Genomic DNA, 15,949 nt, shown 5'->3' on the forward strand with positions numbered 1-15,949 from the left:
GACCTCGCTAGAAGGGACGGTGCTCGTAATCCATGCGGCGTTTCTACGCCATCTAAGCGGTCAACTGCCATTTCCAGGATGATGACTTCACCAAGCCCCGGGCGGACCTCAAGGTCATGCACCGGCAGCCGCGCCCTCATGCCCAGGCCGAGTGGGAAGTGTTCGACTACCCGGGCCGCTACGTCCAGCCCGAGCACGGCGAGCATTACGCCCGCACCCGTCTCGAAGCCTTCCACACCCGGCACGAACAGGCCCGGGCCGAGGGCAATGCCCGCGGCCTGACCTGCGGCGCGCTGTTCAACCTGACCGATTACCCCCGCGCCGATCAGAACCGCGAATACCTGATCGTCGCCGCCACCTATCGGCTGCAAAGCGATGCGTACCTGTCGGGCGGTTCCGTCCTCGAAGGGGACGCATTCCACTGCACCCTGACCGCCCTCGACAGCCGCCAGCCCTACCGGCCGCCGCGCAAGACCCGGAAGCCCTTCGTCCAGGGGCCGCAGACCGCGGTGGTGGTGGGTCCCCCGGGCGAGGAGATCTACACCGACCGCCATGGCCGGGTGAAGGTCCAGTTCCACTGGGACCGGGAAGGGCAGCGGAACGAGAACAGCTCGTGCTGGCTCCGGGTATCGCAGCCCTGGGCGGGCCAGGGCTGGGGCACGGTGGCGATCCCCCGGATCGGCCAGGAAGTCATCGTCGATTTCCTGGAAGGCGACCCCGACCAGCCCCTCATCACCGGGCGGGTGTACAACGCCCGGCAGCGGCTGCCGTATCCCTTGCCGGCCGCGGCCCACATGATGGGCTTCAAGAGCAACTCCACGCCGGGCGGCAACGGTTATTGCGAGATGGTGATCCACGACCGGGCCGGCGAGGAAAAGATCGTCCTCCATTCGCAGAAGGACATGAGCACCACGGTGCGCAACAACGACACCCAGCACGTGATGGCGGACCGGACGATCCAGGTCGACGGCCATCACACCGAGACCATCCGCAAGGACCTGCAGCTGATCGTCACCGAGGGCAACCAGAGCAACGTGGTCCAGTCCGGGCATCTCTATCTCGAGGCGGCGGAGAGCATTACCCTGAAAGTGGGGAACAGCACCTTGCAGATGAACAAGGACGGCCATATTTCGGTGAACGGCGTGTATGTCCGGATCGTCGGCTCCGACCGGATCGATCTCAACGTGGACGAGGCTGCCGGCACGGGGAGCGATCTATTGGGAGTGTTTGGCGCCGAGGCCGCGAGCATCGCGGAAAACCTGAGTGAACAGCTGCGATCGCTGGCCAACGATCCCGTTCAGCACCTCGCGAACAACCTCGACCGGCAGTTCGAGCTCCTGGACCGGGTGGCGAAAGGCGATCGGGAGGCAACCGATGAGCTGATCTCGGCCATGCTGCCGGTCGGAGGATTGGCGGGTACGGTACGGGGTGTTACAAACAGAATTGTAAATTTCTCGCAAAAGCAACTCGATAAGAAGTTCAAGCACGCCTCGGATTTTGGAATCGGTACAGTCAAGAAAAACGCCGATACGCTTGCCCAGTTTGAGTCAGCTTTGCGGAGTCACTTAGGGGATCCTGCGACTGTTGAAAATGGTACCTATGGATTTGTCAAAGATTCAAAAGTGTTTTTTAACCCAACCACAAACAACGCCGTTGTTCTCGACAACGCAGATAATTTTGTTACCGGATTCAAGCTTGCACCGGGAACCCGTCAATTTGAGAACTTCATGAAGAACGGAGTACTACGATGAGCGTCACGATTCTGGAATTTGCGAGATCATTTGTTGACGAACGGTTGTCCGCTGATGAGTTCGCCAATTGTTATTTAGAACTCTGGAAAATTGAAAGGGACAACAATCTTCTGCAACAGGATGATGACAAGCTAAGCGAATGTTTATCGAGTATTTTTTGCTTGGCTGATCAATATAATCCCGATCATGATCGCGACGAACATGAGTTGGATGCCGTGCAGCTCCGGGAGGAAGTAGCCAAACTCATCAGCGGGTTTGGTTTTTAGCCCGCAAGCGGAATACGCAAGGGCGTGACGTTTTGGCATCCCATTACCCACAACTGTCAGCCGACGCCATAGACATTGCGGGCGGCCTGAAACGCCTCAACGTACGCCATGAGCTTCAGCATGCCCTCCCAAAGCGCCTTGGGGCCGGGATGGCCGTCGCCCTTGCGTCCCGGGAAGCCGCCGAAGCCGGCGACCATCCGGGTCATCTCCCCTAGCGTAGGCGGTGTTTCGGGCGGCGGCTGGCGTTTCGCCACCAACCACGCCGCCTGCCATTCCTCGGGAGCGAAAACGACCTCGCAAGGCAACTGCGGACAGTCGCGGCCCAGCGTAACCAAGTGCAGAATCCGCCAGGCGATGATCAGATAAACCACCAACGCTCGTTCCAAGCGCTCCACCGTCGCCAATTGCAGGGCCTCGACCCGGCAGCCGCTTTTCAAAATGCGGAAGAAAATCTCTACCAGCCAGCGCCGGCGGTACCAGGCGATGCGCAGACACGCCTCGTCTAGGGTCTCGACTGCTTCATTGGTGAGCAACAGCCACGCGATGGGCTTCTCGCCGGCCGGCGGCGACTCCTCCCGCGCCAAGATCACAGTGACCTCGCAGGTTTTGCTACCGCACCGCGCCAGCGTCACCCGCGCCATGCGCAGGCTTTGCACCACGGTCCGGCCCGTCCGCCCCGGCGCCGGCGGCAAGGCAAATTCCACCTCCCCTAGCGCCGACTGGCTTTCCACTTGGGCGCGCAGTTTCCCACCCTCGGCCAGCACCCGGTCATGCCGCGCCCGAACCAGATAATCCGCCGGATGCCCCAGCGCCGCCGCGCGGTCCAACAGCGCACGGATGTCACCCTCGCGGTCGGCTACATAGACCAATCGGGTCGAAGGAACCTGTGCCGCCAGTTCTGCCACCCGCTCATAGCCTTCGATCCAGCGCAGGCTTTCCGGCACGTCCGCCTCGCTCTTGGGCTTGTGCGCCCACATCCAGGCGTCCAGCACCCCCAACGCCACCCCACTTTCACTCACCGCCAGAGTCGGATGCAGGTACATCCCGTGTTGCCGCTCATAGCTCAAGCGCCCCAGGCCCACGATCCAAGGCGGGCTGGTAAAATCCAACTCCGTCGTATCCTGCAGGCACAGCACCCGCTCCAGGCCGACCATTGAGCGAAGACCTGCTGAAAAACGGCCTGGAGCTGGAAACCGTCTCCCTCACCAGCCTGGACCAAACCGGCAAGGAATTCTTCAATCCCAACAATGCCTTCGACGCCGAGGGTCTGACCCGGATCACCGAGGAAACCGAACGCCGCCGCAAGGAACGCAACGACATCGAACAGGACACCGAAATGGCGGTGCGGCAGAAAAACCTCGCCGCCGAACAGCAGCGGCTGGAAATCGAGCGCCAGCAGGAATTCCTCCATCTGGAGCAGCAGCAGGCGGTGGCCAAGCAGCGAGCCGAGCAGTCGGCCCTCATCGCCGCCACCCAAGCCGAGAAAAACCGCGAGGCGGAACAGGCCAAGATCGCGTCCCAGCAGCAGATCGACCAGTCCCGTATCGCCGCCGAGCGCCAGGTCAAGGAGGCCGAACTGGAGCGCGACCGGCTTATCCGGCAAAAAGAGATCGAAACCCAGCAGCAGATCGAAGTATCCCGCATCAATCAGCAGAAAGTAACGCAGATCGCCGAGCAGGATAAGGCGGTATCCGTCGCCAGGAAATCCGAAGAGCAATCGGAGGCCGAAGCCAGGGCCGACAAGGCGCGGGCCGAGGCCGTCATGGCCGAGGAAGGGGTGAAGACCGCCCGCGAAACCGCCGTGGCCGAGCGCGACAAAGCCATAGCCCTGGTGCAGGCCAGCCGCGAGGCGGAACAGCAGGCCATCGGCATCAAAGTCGCTGCCGAAGCGCAGAAACAGGCTGCCGAGGATCAGGCCGAAGCGGCGAAGATCAAGGCCGAGGCCGACCGCGTCGCCTACGAGGTGGAAGCCTTGGGCAAACGGCAGATCAACGAAGCCATCAACACGCTGTCGGTGGAGCAAATCGCCATGCAGGTCAAGCTCGCCCTGATCGAAGCCCTACCGCGGATCATCGAGAAAAGCGTCGAACCCATGAAGCAAATCGAAGGCATCAAGATCATCCAGGTCGACGGTCTGACCCGCCCGAACGGCGGCGACGGAAGCGCGTCGAACGGGGCCTCCAATCTGGCCGAGCAGGCCGTGAGCGCCGCCCTCAACTACCGGGTGCAGCAACCCTTGGTCGATGCCCTGCTGAATGACGTCGGACTGAAAAGCGGAAGTCTCGCAGGTCTAACGCAAGCGGCGCTCTCCGCTGCTTCGAAACCGGAACAGCCGAACGCCCCGAGCGAGAACCATTAATAATCGTACGCCCGACCGACGATGAAAAATTGAAAAGCGTTAATGCCGACGATCGGTTTTTGTGGCGTTTTATCGAACAGCCAGAACGATAGCTTAAGGAGGAATTTAGAATGGTGAAACGAACGCTGATCGCTTCCGGCTTGACGGCTGCCCTCTCGCTGTCTGCGGGCGTGACCTTAGCCGCCGGGCAGCAGGAGCAAGTCTATGGCAGCCAGCTCATGACGCCGAAGGAACGCGACGAATATCGCACCAGGATGCGCTCCGCCAAAACCCCTGAGGAACGGGAGCGAATCCGGGAGGAACATCACGAACGCATGAAAGAGCGAGCTAACGAACGAGGCATGACGCTACCGGACGAGCCGCCCGCGAGAGGACGGGGCATGGGGCCGGGCGGTGGAATGGGACCGGGAGGCGGCGGAATGGGTCCCGGCGATGGCGGAATGGCGCCCGGCGGCAGGCGCAGTCGCTGACCGGAGCGCCGGCCGGGCCGGTTTCATCTCGCGTGTACGACGAAACAGGCCGGGCGGAAATTCTTGGAGGCTTCAGCCAGAGTAGATAATCTTCGTCGGCAAGCCTTTGCCGACGAAGGTGCCCGGACGGGACGCGGCGTCGGGAAGGACGGTTTCGGCGCTCCCGAAGGCGCCGTTTGCGATTGCAAAAGGATTTCCGACCTATCCGCTGGCGGAGTCCACGATCGTCCGGCAGCACGGCGTAAGCCCCCGCAGCAGCCGGCTCGCGTCCAAGTTGCGATCGCATTCCTTTTCCAGACCCCGGCTGCTGCGCACCCGATTTAGCTAGCCATAGAGGTAAAGCTTCGGCAGCGCCACCGACGGGAAAGCCGGCTGGCCCGCCGTGCTCGGGTACGCTGCCATCCGCACAAAGCTCGGGCCCGCCAAGTCCAACCCATCCACAGGCGTCGACCGCACGCACCGAATGATCCACCCCCAGGCAGGCCGGCAGCGGACCCGCGGTCTACGCCCTCCTTATGTCGGCGAATCATCACGGACCTTTGGCTGAGTGCATGGAACCAGGCCGCCATGCTGACAAGAGGTTTTTCTTTCACCGCCTTGCAGCGCATTACCGGAACATGGGAGTTACGGAATTCTCAATGTTCCCACATGCTCGCTACGGGTTACCGCTTCAGGTCCTTCTCAAAAGCGTATCGTCACACCGCCGATGACTGTTCGGCTTGCGCCCGGGCGCAAGCCGTTCGAATAGTCGGAAATATATAGCTTGTCCGTCAGATTGCGTCCTTGCACCCAGAGCGTCACCGGCGTGTTCGGGATAGCGTAGCTCGCGCGCGCCGAAAGAAGGGTACGGCTAGGAACGGCACCCAGAACGATGGGCTCGCGCAGATCGATCACGTCGTCGGGCCCCAGGCGCTCGCCATCTTCGTCCGTCAGGATGGGATCGCGGGTGTTGGCCGGATCGGTGAAGAAGCTGTCCATATGCGTCAGGGTCGCGCTGATATGCCAGCCGCTGGCGTGTTCCAGGCCCAAGGTCAAACTACCCGTGTGCAGCGGAACCTCGGGCACTTGATTACCCTTGCTGACGCCTTCGGTGAATCTCGCATCCGTATAGTTGTAGGCCAGCATACCGAAGAAATTATAGGGCGACTGGAAATAAGCGGACGAGTCGACCCGCACCGCGACATCGACACCGACGGCTTCGGAATCTTCCGCATTGATAAAAATATCCCGCCCGGTGTTCGGGTCGATGAAAGGGAGCTGCACGAGCGTGTTGTTCAAGACGTTGTAGAAGCCCGCCAGTTCGAAATTGACGCCTTTCAGGAAGCTGGAGCGTACCCCAATCTGCGAGTTGATGCCGGTCTCGGGAACCAGAGGGAAGTCGCTGCCACGCGCCGGGGCCGGCGTGTAACCGCGCTGCACGCTGGCAAAAATCTGAGTGTCGGTGAAGCCGCTATAAAGAAAGCTGATGCCCGGCAGCAGAATCGAAGTGTGGTCTTGTTCTTTCGGTCGAGGGCCGCTGCTAGCATCGAAGACGCGCGTCTTGTTTTGGGTGTAGTGCTCCATGCGAAGACCCGGAGTTATCGTCCAGTCGCCGAAACGCATGGCATCCTGCACGAAGGCCGAATAAGCCGAAGCCTGATAGCGTTCGTCGCGGGTCAATGTGCCGCGGTTATCCACGTCGATTACCTCGCCCACCTCGCCTCTCGTGCGCTTGTCTTCGAACAGGTGGCGCTCGAAGCGTAGGCCCCATTGAAACGTGTGATCCAGACCGAATGCCTGGACGTTGCCGTATTCCATGCGGCTCTCGATCCCGTAGGTGCTGTAATGACGATTACGGCTGATCATCCGCCCATTGCCGTTAGGCCCTTTCACGAAGGTTCCGTCGCCATCGTCCAGAACGAGTTCCGGCAAGGCGCCGACTGCGTACTCGCCGGGGTCTACCGTGAAGCGCGGCCGGTCGAGATCGGTCACGAAGAATTTGGTGGACATCGACCAGTCGTCGTTGATTTGAAAATTATGCGTGATGTCGCCCTTGAAGTAGTCGACCGCGATCGTATCGTATTCCTGGCCGAAACGGCCCTTCTTCCGCCTCGGCGCGATCTTGAACTCCTGCGGCGTCAAATTGCTCTCATCGTAGTGGGAACGCTCGCGCAAATGGGTAAAAGACACGCGGAGGTCATGTCGGGAATCGATCTGCCAGTCGAGGCTGCCGAAGAAATCATGAAATTCCATGCTTTCCACATCGAATCCGTCTTCCACTTCGTACCGGGTATAGGAGATCACAGTCCCGACGGAGCCGTCCGTGCGTCGATGCATGAAGTGCTGCTTGGACGTGTTGTTTTCGCCGACCGCCCCTTCTATGGTTGTTTCCGGCACCAGGGTCGGACGCTTGTTGCGGAAGTTGATGATGCCGTGATTGTTGAGCGGACCGTAGAGAATCTGACCGTTTCCTTTCAGCACGTCGACACGCTCGAGCCGTTCCGTGGGCGGCGTATAGTGTGCGCTCGGGTCCAGATAGGTTGAGGCGTTGATCGGTGTGCCGTCCTCCATCAAGAGCACTTTGCGCGACCGCCGCGCCGGCGCTCCGCGGATACCGATGCCGGAACGGCGCCCAAAAACATCGTCGTCCAGCGTGCGCACACCGGGCATGAAATTCAAGGTGTCGTGCAAAGTCAGAGGCCGAAGTTTTTCGATCTCCTCGGCGGTAAGAACCGCCGTTGCACCGGGCGCGGCATCGATGCTCGGCGGCAGAATCTCCTGCACGTCGATGGTCGGTAGCGTCGTGACGGCCTGAGACGATGTGCCTGCTCTGCTTATGTCTACGTTCGCCTCCTGCTGTTCCGCCGTGGCCGTTTCGATGGAAATCAGTTCGAAAACAACGCTCATCGCGGTGCTGAACAAGAGTCTTGAAGTAATGAATCGAGTCATGCCCCCCCCTTGAGTATTTTTCTTGTCGATAAAGGAGACGATTAAACGTTATCGGGCGGAGACGAGTAATAGGCTTTCGTCAAAAAGGAAAATACCCTGACTATTAATGGGAAATGTTCATATTTTGTTACAGGCCAAATACCAAAAATAGGGCATGGAAAAAGCGCATAACGATCTCGGAAACAAGTGGGGTGACTGTTTCGCTTCGAGCGATGACCGCCTTTCTCGATGCAGAATGTGCGAAATACGTCAACAAAATAACGTGCCTTGCAGATACAAAAGTAGTAAAAGTGTAACGCGCTCGTTGTTCGAATGTGCAGGTGACGATCTATAGGGAGGAAGAAATCTATAGGGAGGAAGAACATGAAAACGTGTTACAACAGTAGAGCTTGGCTCCCAGCCCTTTAAAGGTGGAATCAAAAACGCGAGTATGTCTGCCCTGATTCCTGATTTGATTTCACCCCGCCTATCACCTCGGATACCCCACTCGTTATGATTGAACTGCTCTGCCGGAAAATGCCCCTCTCGAGCTTGCTGCGCGGGTTATTGGAGCGCTGCTTTGCCGCGGAACGGCTGGAGGCTTTGTTCGAAGCGCACGCGCGCGAGCAATACACCCGTGACTTATTGTTCTCCACGGTCTGCGATCTGCTGCTCTCCGTCGTTCTGCGCGTGTATCCCTCGACCCACGCCGCGTACCCAGACCGCCAGCAGGAACTGAACGTCTCGGTCGTCGCCCTGTATGACAAGCTCAAAGGGATCGAAGTCGCCGTCTCGGCGGCGCTGGTCCGGGAAACCGCAGGGGATTTGTCGGCCCTCCTCGACGCCCTGGACTGCCCGCCGGAACCCGGGTTGCCCGGCTATGCCGTGCGCATCCTGGACGGGAATTGCCTGGAAGCCAGCGAGAAGCGGCTGGGCGTCCACCAGGGGCTTGCCGCGGCCGCGTTGCCGGGCAAGTCCCGGGTCGTGCTGGACCCGGAGCGCCGCCTGCTGGTCGAGGTCGTCCCTTGCGAGGACGGCCACGCCCAGGAACGGTCGTTGCTGGAAGCCGTGCTGCCGACCGTCCAGGCCGGAGAGGTGTGGATCGCCGCCCGCAACTTCTGCACCCTCGGCTTCCTGCGGGGCCTCCAGGAACGTCAGGCCGCGGTGGTGGTGCGCCGGCACGGGAGCCTCCCCTTCGGGGAACAAACCCCCTTCGCCCCGGCTGTCGGGGGGGAGGAGGGCCAGCGCCTCTTCGAGCAACGGATCGAAGTGGAAGGCCGCACCTACCGGTGCGTCCGCATCGAACTCCCCGCACCGACCCGCGACGGCGACACTCATCTCGACGTGCTCACCGACCTGCCAGACACGGTTGACGCCGCCACCGTGGCCCGCCTGTACCGGAAGCGCTGGCCCCTGGAAACCGCGTTCCAACACCTCGAGCAGCACTTCGCCTCGGAACTCAATACGCTGGCCTATCCGCGAGCGGCTCTGTTCGGATTTTGCCTGGCCCTGGTCACTTACAACGTCTTCTCGGTCATGCGTGCAGCGCTCGACAGTGCCCACTCGGAACCCGTCTCTAAGGGCGTGTCCTCCTATGACATCGCGCATGAGATCAGCGCGACTTTCCGCGCACTGCTCCTGCTGGGCGAGGCCCTCGACTGGCAATTCCTGGCGACCTGTCCTCCGGTCCAGTTCGCTCACTGGCTTCGCGACGTGGCGCGGAACGTCCGCTTGGACAGCCTCAAAAAACATGGACGCGGCCCCAAAAAGCCTCCCCAGAAAAAACCGTATGATCCCAAACAGCCCCATGTCTCCACGTACAAGTTGCTCCGGGATCAATAGCGGACACCTTAAAAGGGCTGAGCTTGGCTCCTTATCATGGGGCTATTGTTTATGGGCCCGTTTAGTGTTCCTGTTTATGCTGAAGAGCAATTAATCGAATTCGCAACGTTAGCCAAATTTTCTACTGTGCAAACAAGGGATCCTGATTTTTTTGAGCTAATCCGGAACGGAGCAAGGTATGACGTTGTGATACAGCAAATTTAAATTTTTGCGATTACTGGCGGTCGAAGAGTGAACATTACCTTGGAGTCGTGTCATGAAAGCGTACTCACTCGATCTGAGAATCCGGATGTTCAGCTACGCCCTGACGCACAGCGTGCGTAAGACGGCCGCGCTGTTCCGGGTCAGCCCGAACACCGTTCACGTGCTTAAGAAGCTCTTCATCGAAACCGGCCAATTGGCCCCGAAGCCCAGCCATGCCGGCCGTCCGCGCGCCATCTCCGCCGAGGGCGAACTGTACTTGCAGGCCCTGCTCCGCGAGGAGGTGGACCTCACCCTGGAGGAACTCCGTGAACGCTATGCCGACACCTATGGCGTCACCGTCAGCGTCGGCACGATGTTCAACACCCTCCGGCGTCTCCGGATCACGCGAAAAAAAAGTCCACCTACGATCCCCAGAAGAACCGCCCGGAGCATCAAGCCCAAACCGAGCACTATCACCACGTCGTCGATGCCATCCCCTTCGACCAGCGCCTCTACCTCGATGAAACCGGTGCCCGTCTGAACATGACCTTGCCTTATGGCCGCGCCCCACGGGGTGAACGCGTGATCGACGAACAGCCGGTGTCGCCCGGCGAGACCGTGAACACCGTCGCCGTGTTGACCGAGCAAGGCCTGGACGCCCAGTGGTGCTATCAAGGCCCGCTGACCGCGGAACGTTTCGTGGCGTACCTCGACGTCTATGTGCTGCCGCTCTTGCTCGCCGGCAAGACCCTGATTCTCGACCGCCATCCGGTCCACCGGGCGCGCGCCGTCCGGGCGTTTCTGGACCGGCATCACGTCCGTTATGTCTACCTGCCGCCGTACTCACCGGAACTCAATCCGAGTGAGGAAGCGTGGTCCAAAGTCAAGCACGTCCTGAAACGCGAGAAGCCACGCACCGTGGACCATCTCCTCGACATCCTTCACCGAGCCGCCCAATCCATTACCCCGAATGATGCTCAAGGGTATTTCCAACAGGCCGAGGACTTTTCTTTAGTAACCGTCTGAAATTGAAAACGCTGTAACTGTGTAACTGGAGTTAGTTCATAGGGTAACCCTTTCGCCGAAGAGGATCACGAAGTGGTTCAAAGCCCGCTTCCAATCCTGGACCGGCATGGTCCATTTCTTCTCGATCCGCTGCAGCCCGAGGTACAGGACTTTCAGAATCGCCTCATCGTTTGGAAGGGTGGCTCCGGCGCTCCCGAAGACACCGTTTGCGATTGAAAACGCGCCGCGGGTCTTAAGCAGCTTGCGCAGGCTGAAGTTGAGCGATTCGATGGCGTTGGTGGTATACAACACTTTGCGGATTTGAGGCAGCGCATCCTGCGCTGCCCGCTTCGCGCGCCGGTGCATCCAAATTTGGCTCCCGGCCAATCTGTCCGGCGGATCATCGAAGAACACGGTCAAGCGCGCTCAAGCCGCCCGCCAGCTTTCGCTGATGACCGGGTATTTCGCGTCCCAGGTGTCAGCAAACCGCGCCAGGGCGGCGGCCCGTAAATACCATCCTGGTATAGGACTTACGCAGAAGTGCTTTCGGTTCCCTCTCCCTTTGGGCTTACCTTTGCCCATGAATCTCAAAAATGTTTTAAAAACAATAATTTGTTATCTTTCTATCTTTTCCAGAATAATGTTGATTTTTTGACATTTTCTTATTTTGTGGGCAAAGGTAAGCCCAAAGGGAGAGGGTTGGGGTGAGGGGGATGAGAAATAAGGACATTTTCCTTTTTGATCCCCTCATCCCAACCTTCTCCCTGAGAGAAGAAGGGGCGAAATGCGTAAGTCCTGCTGGTATTTACGGACCTGATTAATAACGGGTCCGATGAATTTCATACCGCCCCTCCCGCAAGCCGTTCATAAACTCCACCCGGGATAGGTGTCGAGTCTGTTCCGTCCCGCGTATCCAATCATTCTCGACATACCGGACCACCACGCTTGCGCAGCTCCGTATGTGCTCTCGGACGGACGCTACCGTGCGGCCGGTTCTCCCGGCCTGACCCCGCGCGCCGGTGCCGCCGATCGGGCGAGATAATCCTCCCACTTGCGCGCCGTCAACTGCTGGAACAGCGGCACCACGGGATTGAGTTCTATGGGCGGTGCATCCCAATGCCGTTCGTAGCCCCGTTGCTCGGCTTCCAGGGCAACCCCGTCCTCCAGCAATATGGGCTTGAACACCCAATGTTTGGCGATATTCAGCACCATCTGGGTCAGCCATTTCGGCGTTTTCGCGGAGATCAGGGGAATTTTCACGCTGTCGAAATAGAACAGAAAAAACACCCGGGTGGTCCGCTCGTCGATGGGCAGCAGAAAAGACCAGTTCTTGATGCTGTCGCCGGTGTTGGTCCACTGGTAGGGATATTCGTAGCAGAGCTCTATCGAGCGGGTGTTGACCCGGTTACGGTCGACGAAGATCCCCGAAATCGGGCCGGCGGCCATGTAAGCGTCGTAAGTCAGGTAAACCCGATTCTCGTCGGACTCGTGATGGGTCAGCTTGGCGTCGATGAAAGGGCGGTACTTCCGGTGCAGGAAAGCATGGGCGAAGTCGCAGATATTGTCGATCACCATGGAGTGGTGGGTACGCCAGGTGAAATCCACGGCAAAATTGGCCCAGGGATTGTCGCCGGTGAGTTCGGGAATCTCCGGAATCTTACGCTCTTCCGCCAGCGCGGGATCGCCCGGGAATACCCAGATCAGGCCGTAGCGGATTTGTACCGGGTAGGTGCGCAGGCGGCTCTTGATGAGCGGCTTGCCGAAGCTGTCGTGGGAATAATCGACCAGCCGGCCTTCCCGGTCGAAAGACCAGCCGTGATAGGCGCAGCGCAGATGGCACCGTTCCACGACGCCATGACTGAGCTTGAGCTGGCGATGCGGACAGTGATTCTGCACGGCCGCGAGGCCGCCGTCCTCGCCCCGGAACAGAGCTATGGCGCTGTTCCAGAAAACGACTTCCCTCACCTGCCCTTTCCTGACGGCGCTGTCGTATTCCACGGCGTACCAGCGATCCGGATCCAGGCCCGCGGCACGGGCTTTTTGCCGCGAATTGCCGGCTTCTACGAAACCGGGCGGCGACCGCAAGGATGTCTCTCGCGTATTCATCATCGTCGGGACTCTCCATATTTACTAATCGTCAAGAAAGTAAAGCTACAGGAACTCCCTCTCCCTCTGGGAGAGGGCTGGGGTGAGGGCGATTCGAATAGGGCTTTACTTTCCTTCACACAGTAACCAAGGGATGGCAGAACATTAATCGGGTGGGTTAGCCCTTCGACGGAGCTCAGGACAGGCTCCGCGTAACCCACCGGTTCGAGATCTTTCGGTGGGTTACGGCCTTGCGGCCTAACCCACCCTACAAAAAATGAATGCCTCATTGAAAGCGATTTGGAATAACGCCGTATTATTTCAGCGGGACGATGACACCACGGCGCACGAAATCGTCGTAGGCTTCCCGAATCGCTTCGGCCAGGCTGGTCGGACCATAGCCCAACTCGCGTTTGGCCTTCTCGTGATCCGCCCGGCGCCGCATCTGCAGCAGGCGTACCGCAGCGGGCGTGAATCGCCTGGGCCGGTTGGGAAATACCCGGAACCAGGTTTTGTCGGCCACTTCCGCCAACGCGGCCATGACGGGTGCCGGCAAGCGCAGCCGCGGCGGCGGCCGGCCGGTCACCTGTTCGTAAAGGGACATCAGCTCATCGACGCTGGCGTAGGCGGTGCTCATGATGTACTTCTGTCCGGAACGGCCTTTCCGCATGGCGAGGACATGGCCTTCGGCAATATCGCGGGTCGAGACGAATTCGAAGCCGCCGGGGATATAGGCTCTGAGCCGGCCGTGGGCGTAGTCTATGAGCACGCGTCCCATGCGCGACGGCACGTAGTCATGGGGGCCGACGATGGCGCAGGCGGTGGCGACGACCACCTGGAGTCCGTCGGCATGGGCGCGCAGAGCTTCGTGTTCGACCAGATGCTTGCTGAAGCCGTAGGGCGGGTGGCGATCGAAAGGATAGAACGGCATACCCTCGTGGCTGGGAATGTCGGGCTGGTAGCCGGTAGCGCTGAGCGATCCGGAAACCACGACCTTGTCGACCGAGTGACGGGCGGCTGCTTGAAGAATGTACCGCGTGCCGAGGACATTGGTATCGAATACCTCGCGCTTATGGGCGGCGTTCCCGTCTATGGTCGAAACCAGGGCCGCGCTGTGATAGACACGGGAACAGCCGCGCACGGCCGCGTCAACTGCCGCAAAATCCCGGAGATCGCCGTAAACCCGCTCCACGTCGAGCCCCGCCAAGGCCCCGTTGTCGTGTCCCCGGCGCATCAGGACGCGGATTTCTTCGCCGTCGGCCAGCAGGCGGCGTACCAGGTTGGCGCCGAGATGGCCGGTTGCTCCGGTGACGAGAACTTTTCCCGAATACATGCTGAGGCCGGTTTCCGTGGTTCGAGACCGGATGGTAACACGATCCGCTCGTGGAAAAGACTTAGCGCAGATCGGCCGTTTTTTGCCGACCGGGGCTGCTACAACGTCGAGGTTTCCTTCATGACATCCATGGTGCTCAATAGCCCGTGAAATTGATATAAACGCGCCACTCCGTTATCCGCCCGCAATCGGTCGCAGATCATTTCGAGGCTCAACTTGGAAATCCGTACTTCTTCAGCCAATTGAGCGAGTTGTTCCTGATGTTCGCAGAGCGGACAAAGATCGAAAATGGTCCGAATTCCGATTCGACGGAGCTTTTCGATATCTTCCTTGAAATAGACATACAGTTTGGCTTGAGCGACCCAATCGACCAACTGACTCGGATTGAAGGGGGTTTTCAAGAATAATTCTATGACATTGGCCTCGGCGAGATTCTGCGCATTATCTATTCCCACTTCTCCCAATCTCACCTTGTGGAACATATTGATGCCTTCGATCATCTGCAGCGGGAGGTCATGGCTTCTGTCATTCGAATTCTCGGAAAAAATGCGAAATCGCTCTCTGAGATAAATCAGCGCATTATTGGGCAACATGCCGGTCAATAACATGTTGCTTTTCCCGGGATTCAGCGAAACCAAGTCCGCACCGAACAAGAGCATGGAAAATCCGAACAAGCATACGGTGGTGACGAAGGCGAGCGGCAACAAATAATCGCCGGATGCGTATTCTTCACCGATCGCCCGCGTGGAGAATTCCACTTCGTTGTTGCTGATGCCGAGCACCCTGACCAATTTCTCGTATTCCGCCTCTTTCTTCTTGATCCGAAACAGGAGGAAGGAAACCGCGGAGAAAATCATGAACGTGCTGAGAAACGCGACTAAAGCGATCTTGAAATACCGTGTCGATTCGGCAAATGGTTCATCGACGACATAAGAGACGATTTCCATTTTTATTGCCTTGAGGCGTCAAGCGAGGGATACGATAACCTTAAGCAAAAAAACCGCTGGACACCAATGACATATTCACGTTTTCACGAACTCTCCACGGTCGATCTTCGATCAGGATTTCGAGATTCCCGCCACCAAGGCAGGCGCCCGGCGCGCTCACCCGCGGTTTGCTCGCGGAAAGATAGAAGTTCATGCGCGCTACCGCAGTCTGCCGTTGGACGCCGCCAGGCGCAGCCCGACATTGAGCAGCGTGACCTTGTGGCCGAGCAGATGGACGCTTCCGCGGCGGCGGTTGTCGCCGGTATCGCTGTACTCGAAAGAGTAAACCCGCGCCAAGGCCAATCTCCCGGCTTCGTTCCTTTTAAGCCGCAAACTGCTGAGAGCGATCGTCTCGTCGAGCAGTTGCAATCCGTCCGCTTCACAGGCCGTCCGCACGGCCCGGATGCCGGCTTCGCGTGCCGCGAAGCTGTCGAACCATAACCAGGCGAGTCCTCCCAATACGAGGAGAAAGACAATGTTCAAGATCAATCACTCCAATGGAACCAACTAAGCGGAGTTCCGTTTGCAGGTTAAATCGAAGGCCTCATATTGCCACACCGGAGCATTAAGGAAGTTCTGATTAAGTCCTTCGACAGGCCTGTCGAAGGGCATGAACGGAATCAACTTGTTTAGAGCTTCCTTAAGGGCGCCGGCCCGCGAGAGCCGTACATCCCGCACAATTCGAAAGCTGGAGCTGTTTCGTACCACCTGTATGGGCGCTCGCAAGTAGGTCGGAAATCCTTTCCCGACGCCGCCTCCCGA

Annotated in this window: 13 protein-coding genes and 3 pseudogenes; 8 read left to right on the forward strand and 8 right to left on the reverse strand. The window is 59.1% G+C overall.

The genetic code is table 11. The annotated features are described in order from the left end of the window. Positions 1–80 precede the first annotated feature (80 nt). The 3 genes and pseudogenes from tssI to sS8_RS14510 form a co-directional block, all read left to right on the forward strand. Positions 81–1,121: pseudogene (tssI, locus tag sS8_RS29565) on the forward strand (type VI secretion system tip protein TssI/VgrG); the annotation flags it as partial. 270 nt (positions 1,122–1,391) lie between these two features. After that, entirely contained in the window at positions 1,392–1,751 is a 360-nt protein-coding gene (locus sS8_RS29570; RefSeq protein ID WP_170161305.1) for a colicin D domain-containing protein, read from the forward strand. Further along, a complete protein-coding gene (locus sS8_RS14510) occupies positions 1,748–2,017 on the forward strand; it encodes a colicin immunity domain-containing protein (RefSeq protein WP_119630234.1) in 270 nt (89 codons plus the stop codon). The genes sS8_RS29570 and sS8_RS14510 overlap by 4 nt, the downstream gene beginning before the upstream one ends. A 56-nt stretch (positions 2,018–2,073) precedes the next feature. Here the strand turns inward: sS8_RS14510 and sS8_RS14515 are convergent, their stop codons facing one another. After that, positions 2,074–3,171, reverse strand: a complete 1,098-nt coding sequence (locus sS8_RS14515; RefSeq protein ID WP_119630235.1) for an IS4 family transposase — start codon at positions 3,169–3,171, stop codon at positions 2,074–2,076. Between sS8_RS14515 and sS8_RS14520 the strand changes: the two genes are divergently transcribed. Together sS8_RS14520 and sS8_RS14525 are read left to right on the forward strand one after the other, a co-directional pair. Next, positions 3,171–4,376, forward strand: coding sequence for a flotillin family protein (locus sS8_RS14520; RefSeq protein WP_119630236.1), 1,206 nt, complete (start codon positions 3,171–3,173; stop codon positions 4,374–4,376). The two genes, sS8_RS14515 and sS8_RS14520, sit on opposite strands and share 1 nt — an antisense overlap. 110 nt (positions 4,377–4,486) lie before the next feature. Beyond that, positions 4,487–4,846: a hypothetical protein gene (locus sS8_RS14525; RefSeq protein WP_119630237.1), complete on the forward strand. Its 360-nt coding sequence runs from the start codon at positions 4,487–4,489 to the stop codon at positions 4,844–4,846. Between the two features lie 681 nt (positions 4,847–5,527). Here the strand turns inward: sS8_RS14525 and sS8_RS14535 are convergent. Further along, a complete protein-coding gene (locus tag sS8_RS14535) occupies positions 5,528–7,774 on the reverse strand; it encodes a TonB-dependent receptor family protein (RefSeq protein WP_119630239.1) in 2,247 nt (748 codons plus the stop codon). Positions 7,775–8,266: 492 nt separating this feature from the next. Between sS8_RS14535 and sS8_RS14540 the strand changes: the two genes are divergently transcribed. From sS8_RS14540 to sS8_RS14550, 3 genes and pseudogenes are all read left to right on the forward strand, one after another. After that, positions 8,267–9,595, forward strand: a complete 1,329-nt coding sequence (locus tag sS8_RS14540) for a transposase (RefSeq protein ID WP_119630240.1) — start codon at positions 8,267–8,269, stop codon at positions 9,593–9,595. Between the two features lie 256 nt (positions 9,596–9,851). Then, positions 9,852–10,319, forward strand: coding sequence for a helix-turn-helix domain-containing protein (locus sS8_RS14545; RefSeq protein ID WP_119628163.1), 468 nt, complete (start codon positions 9,852–9,854; stop codon positions 10,317–10,319). After that, positions 10,250–10,804, forward strand: a pseudogene (locus tag sS8_RS14550) (IS630 family transposase); the annotation flags it as partial. The gene sS8_RS14545 and the pseudogene sS8_RS14550, both read left to right, overlap by 70 nt. A 36-nt stretch (positions 10,805–10,840) precedes the next feature. Here the strand turns inward: sS8_RS14550 and sS8_RS14555 are convergent. The 6 genes and pseudogenes from sS8_RS14555 to sS8_RS14575 form a co-directional block, all read right to left on the reverse strand. Then, positions 10,841–11,281 (reverse strand): annotated as a pseudogene (locus tag sS8_RS14555) (hypothetical protein); the annotation flags it as partial. A gap of 480 nt (positions 11,282–11,761) precedes the next feature. After that, complete coding sequence (locus sS8_RS14560) at positions 11,762–12,892, reverse strand: Rieske 2Fe-2S domain-containing protein (RefSeq protein WP_232020318.1); 1,131 nt, start codon at positions 12,890–12,892, stop codon at positions 11,762–11,764. Positions 12,893–13,184: 292 nt separating this feature from the next. Continuing rightward, positions 13,185–14,201, reverse strand: coding sequence for an NAD-dependent epimerase/dehydratase family protein (locus tag sS8_RS14565; RefSeq protein ID WP_119630242.1), 1,017 nt, complete (start codon positions 14,199–14,201; stop codon positions 13,185–13,187). 98 nt (positions 14,202–14,299) lie between these two features. Next, positions 14,300–15,148 (reverse strand): hypothetical protein, encoded by an 849-nt coding sequence (locus sS8_RS14570; RefSeq protein WP_119630243.1) that lies wholly within the window; start codon positions 15,146–15,148, stop codon positions 14,300–14,302. A 40-nt stretch (positions 15,149–15,188) separates the two neighbouring features. Further along, positions 15,189–15,341, reverse strand: a complete 153-nt coding sequence (locus sS8_RS28155) for a hypothetical protein (RefSeq protein WP_170161088.1) — start codon at positions 15,339–15,341, stop codon at positions 15,189–15,191. 5 nt (positions 15,342–15,346) lie between these two features. Continuing rightward, positions 15,347–15,670 carry a DUF3301 domain-containing protein gene (locus sS8_RS14575; protein WP_197716528.1) on the reverse strand — a complete coding sequence of 108 codons (324 nt, stop codon included), beginning with the start codon at positions 15,668–15,670 and terminating at the stop codon, positions 15,347–15,349. Positions 15,671–15,949 lie beyond the last annotated feature (279 nt).

Source organism: Methylocaldum marinum, assembly GCF_003584645.1.
In the GTDB taxonomy this organism is placed as follows: domain Bacteria; phylum Pseudomonadota; class Gammaproteobacteria; order Methylococcales; family Methylococcaceae; genus Methylocaldum; species Methylocaldum marinum.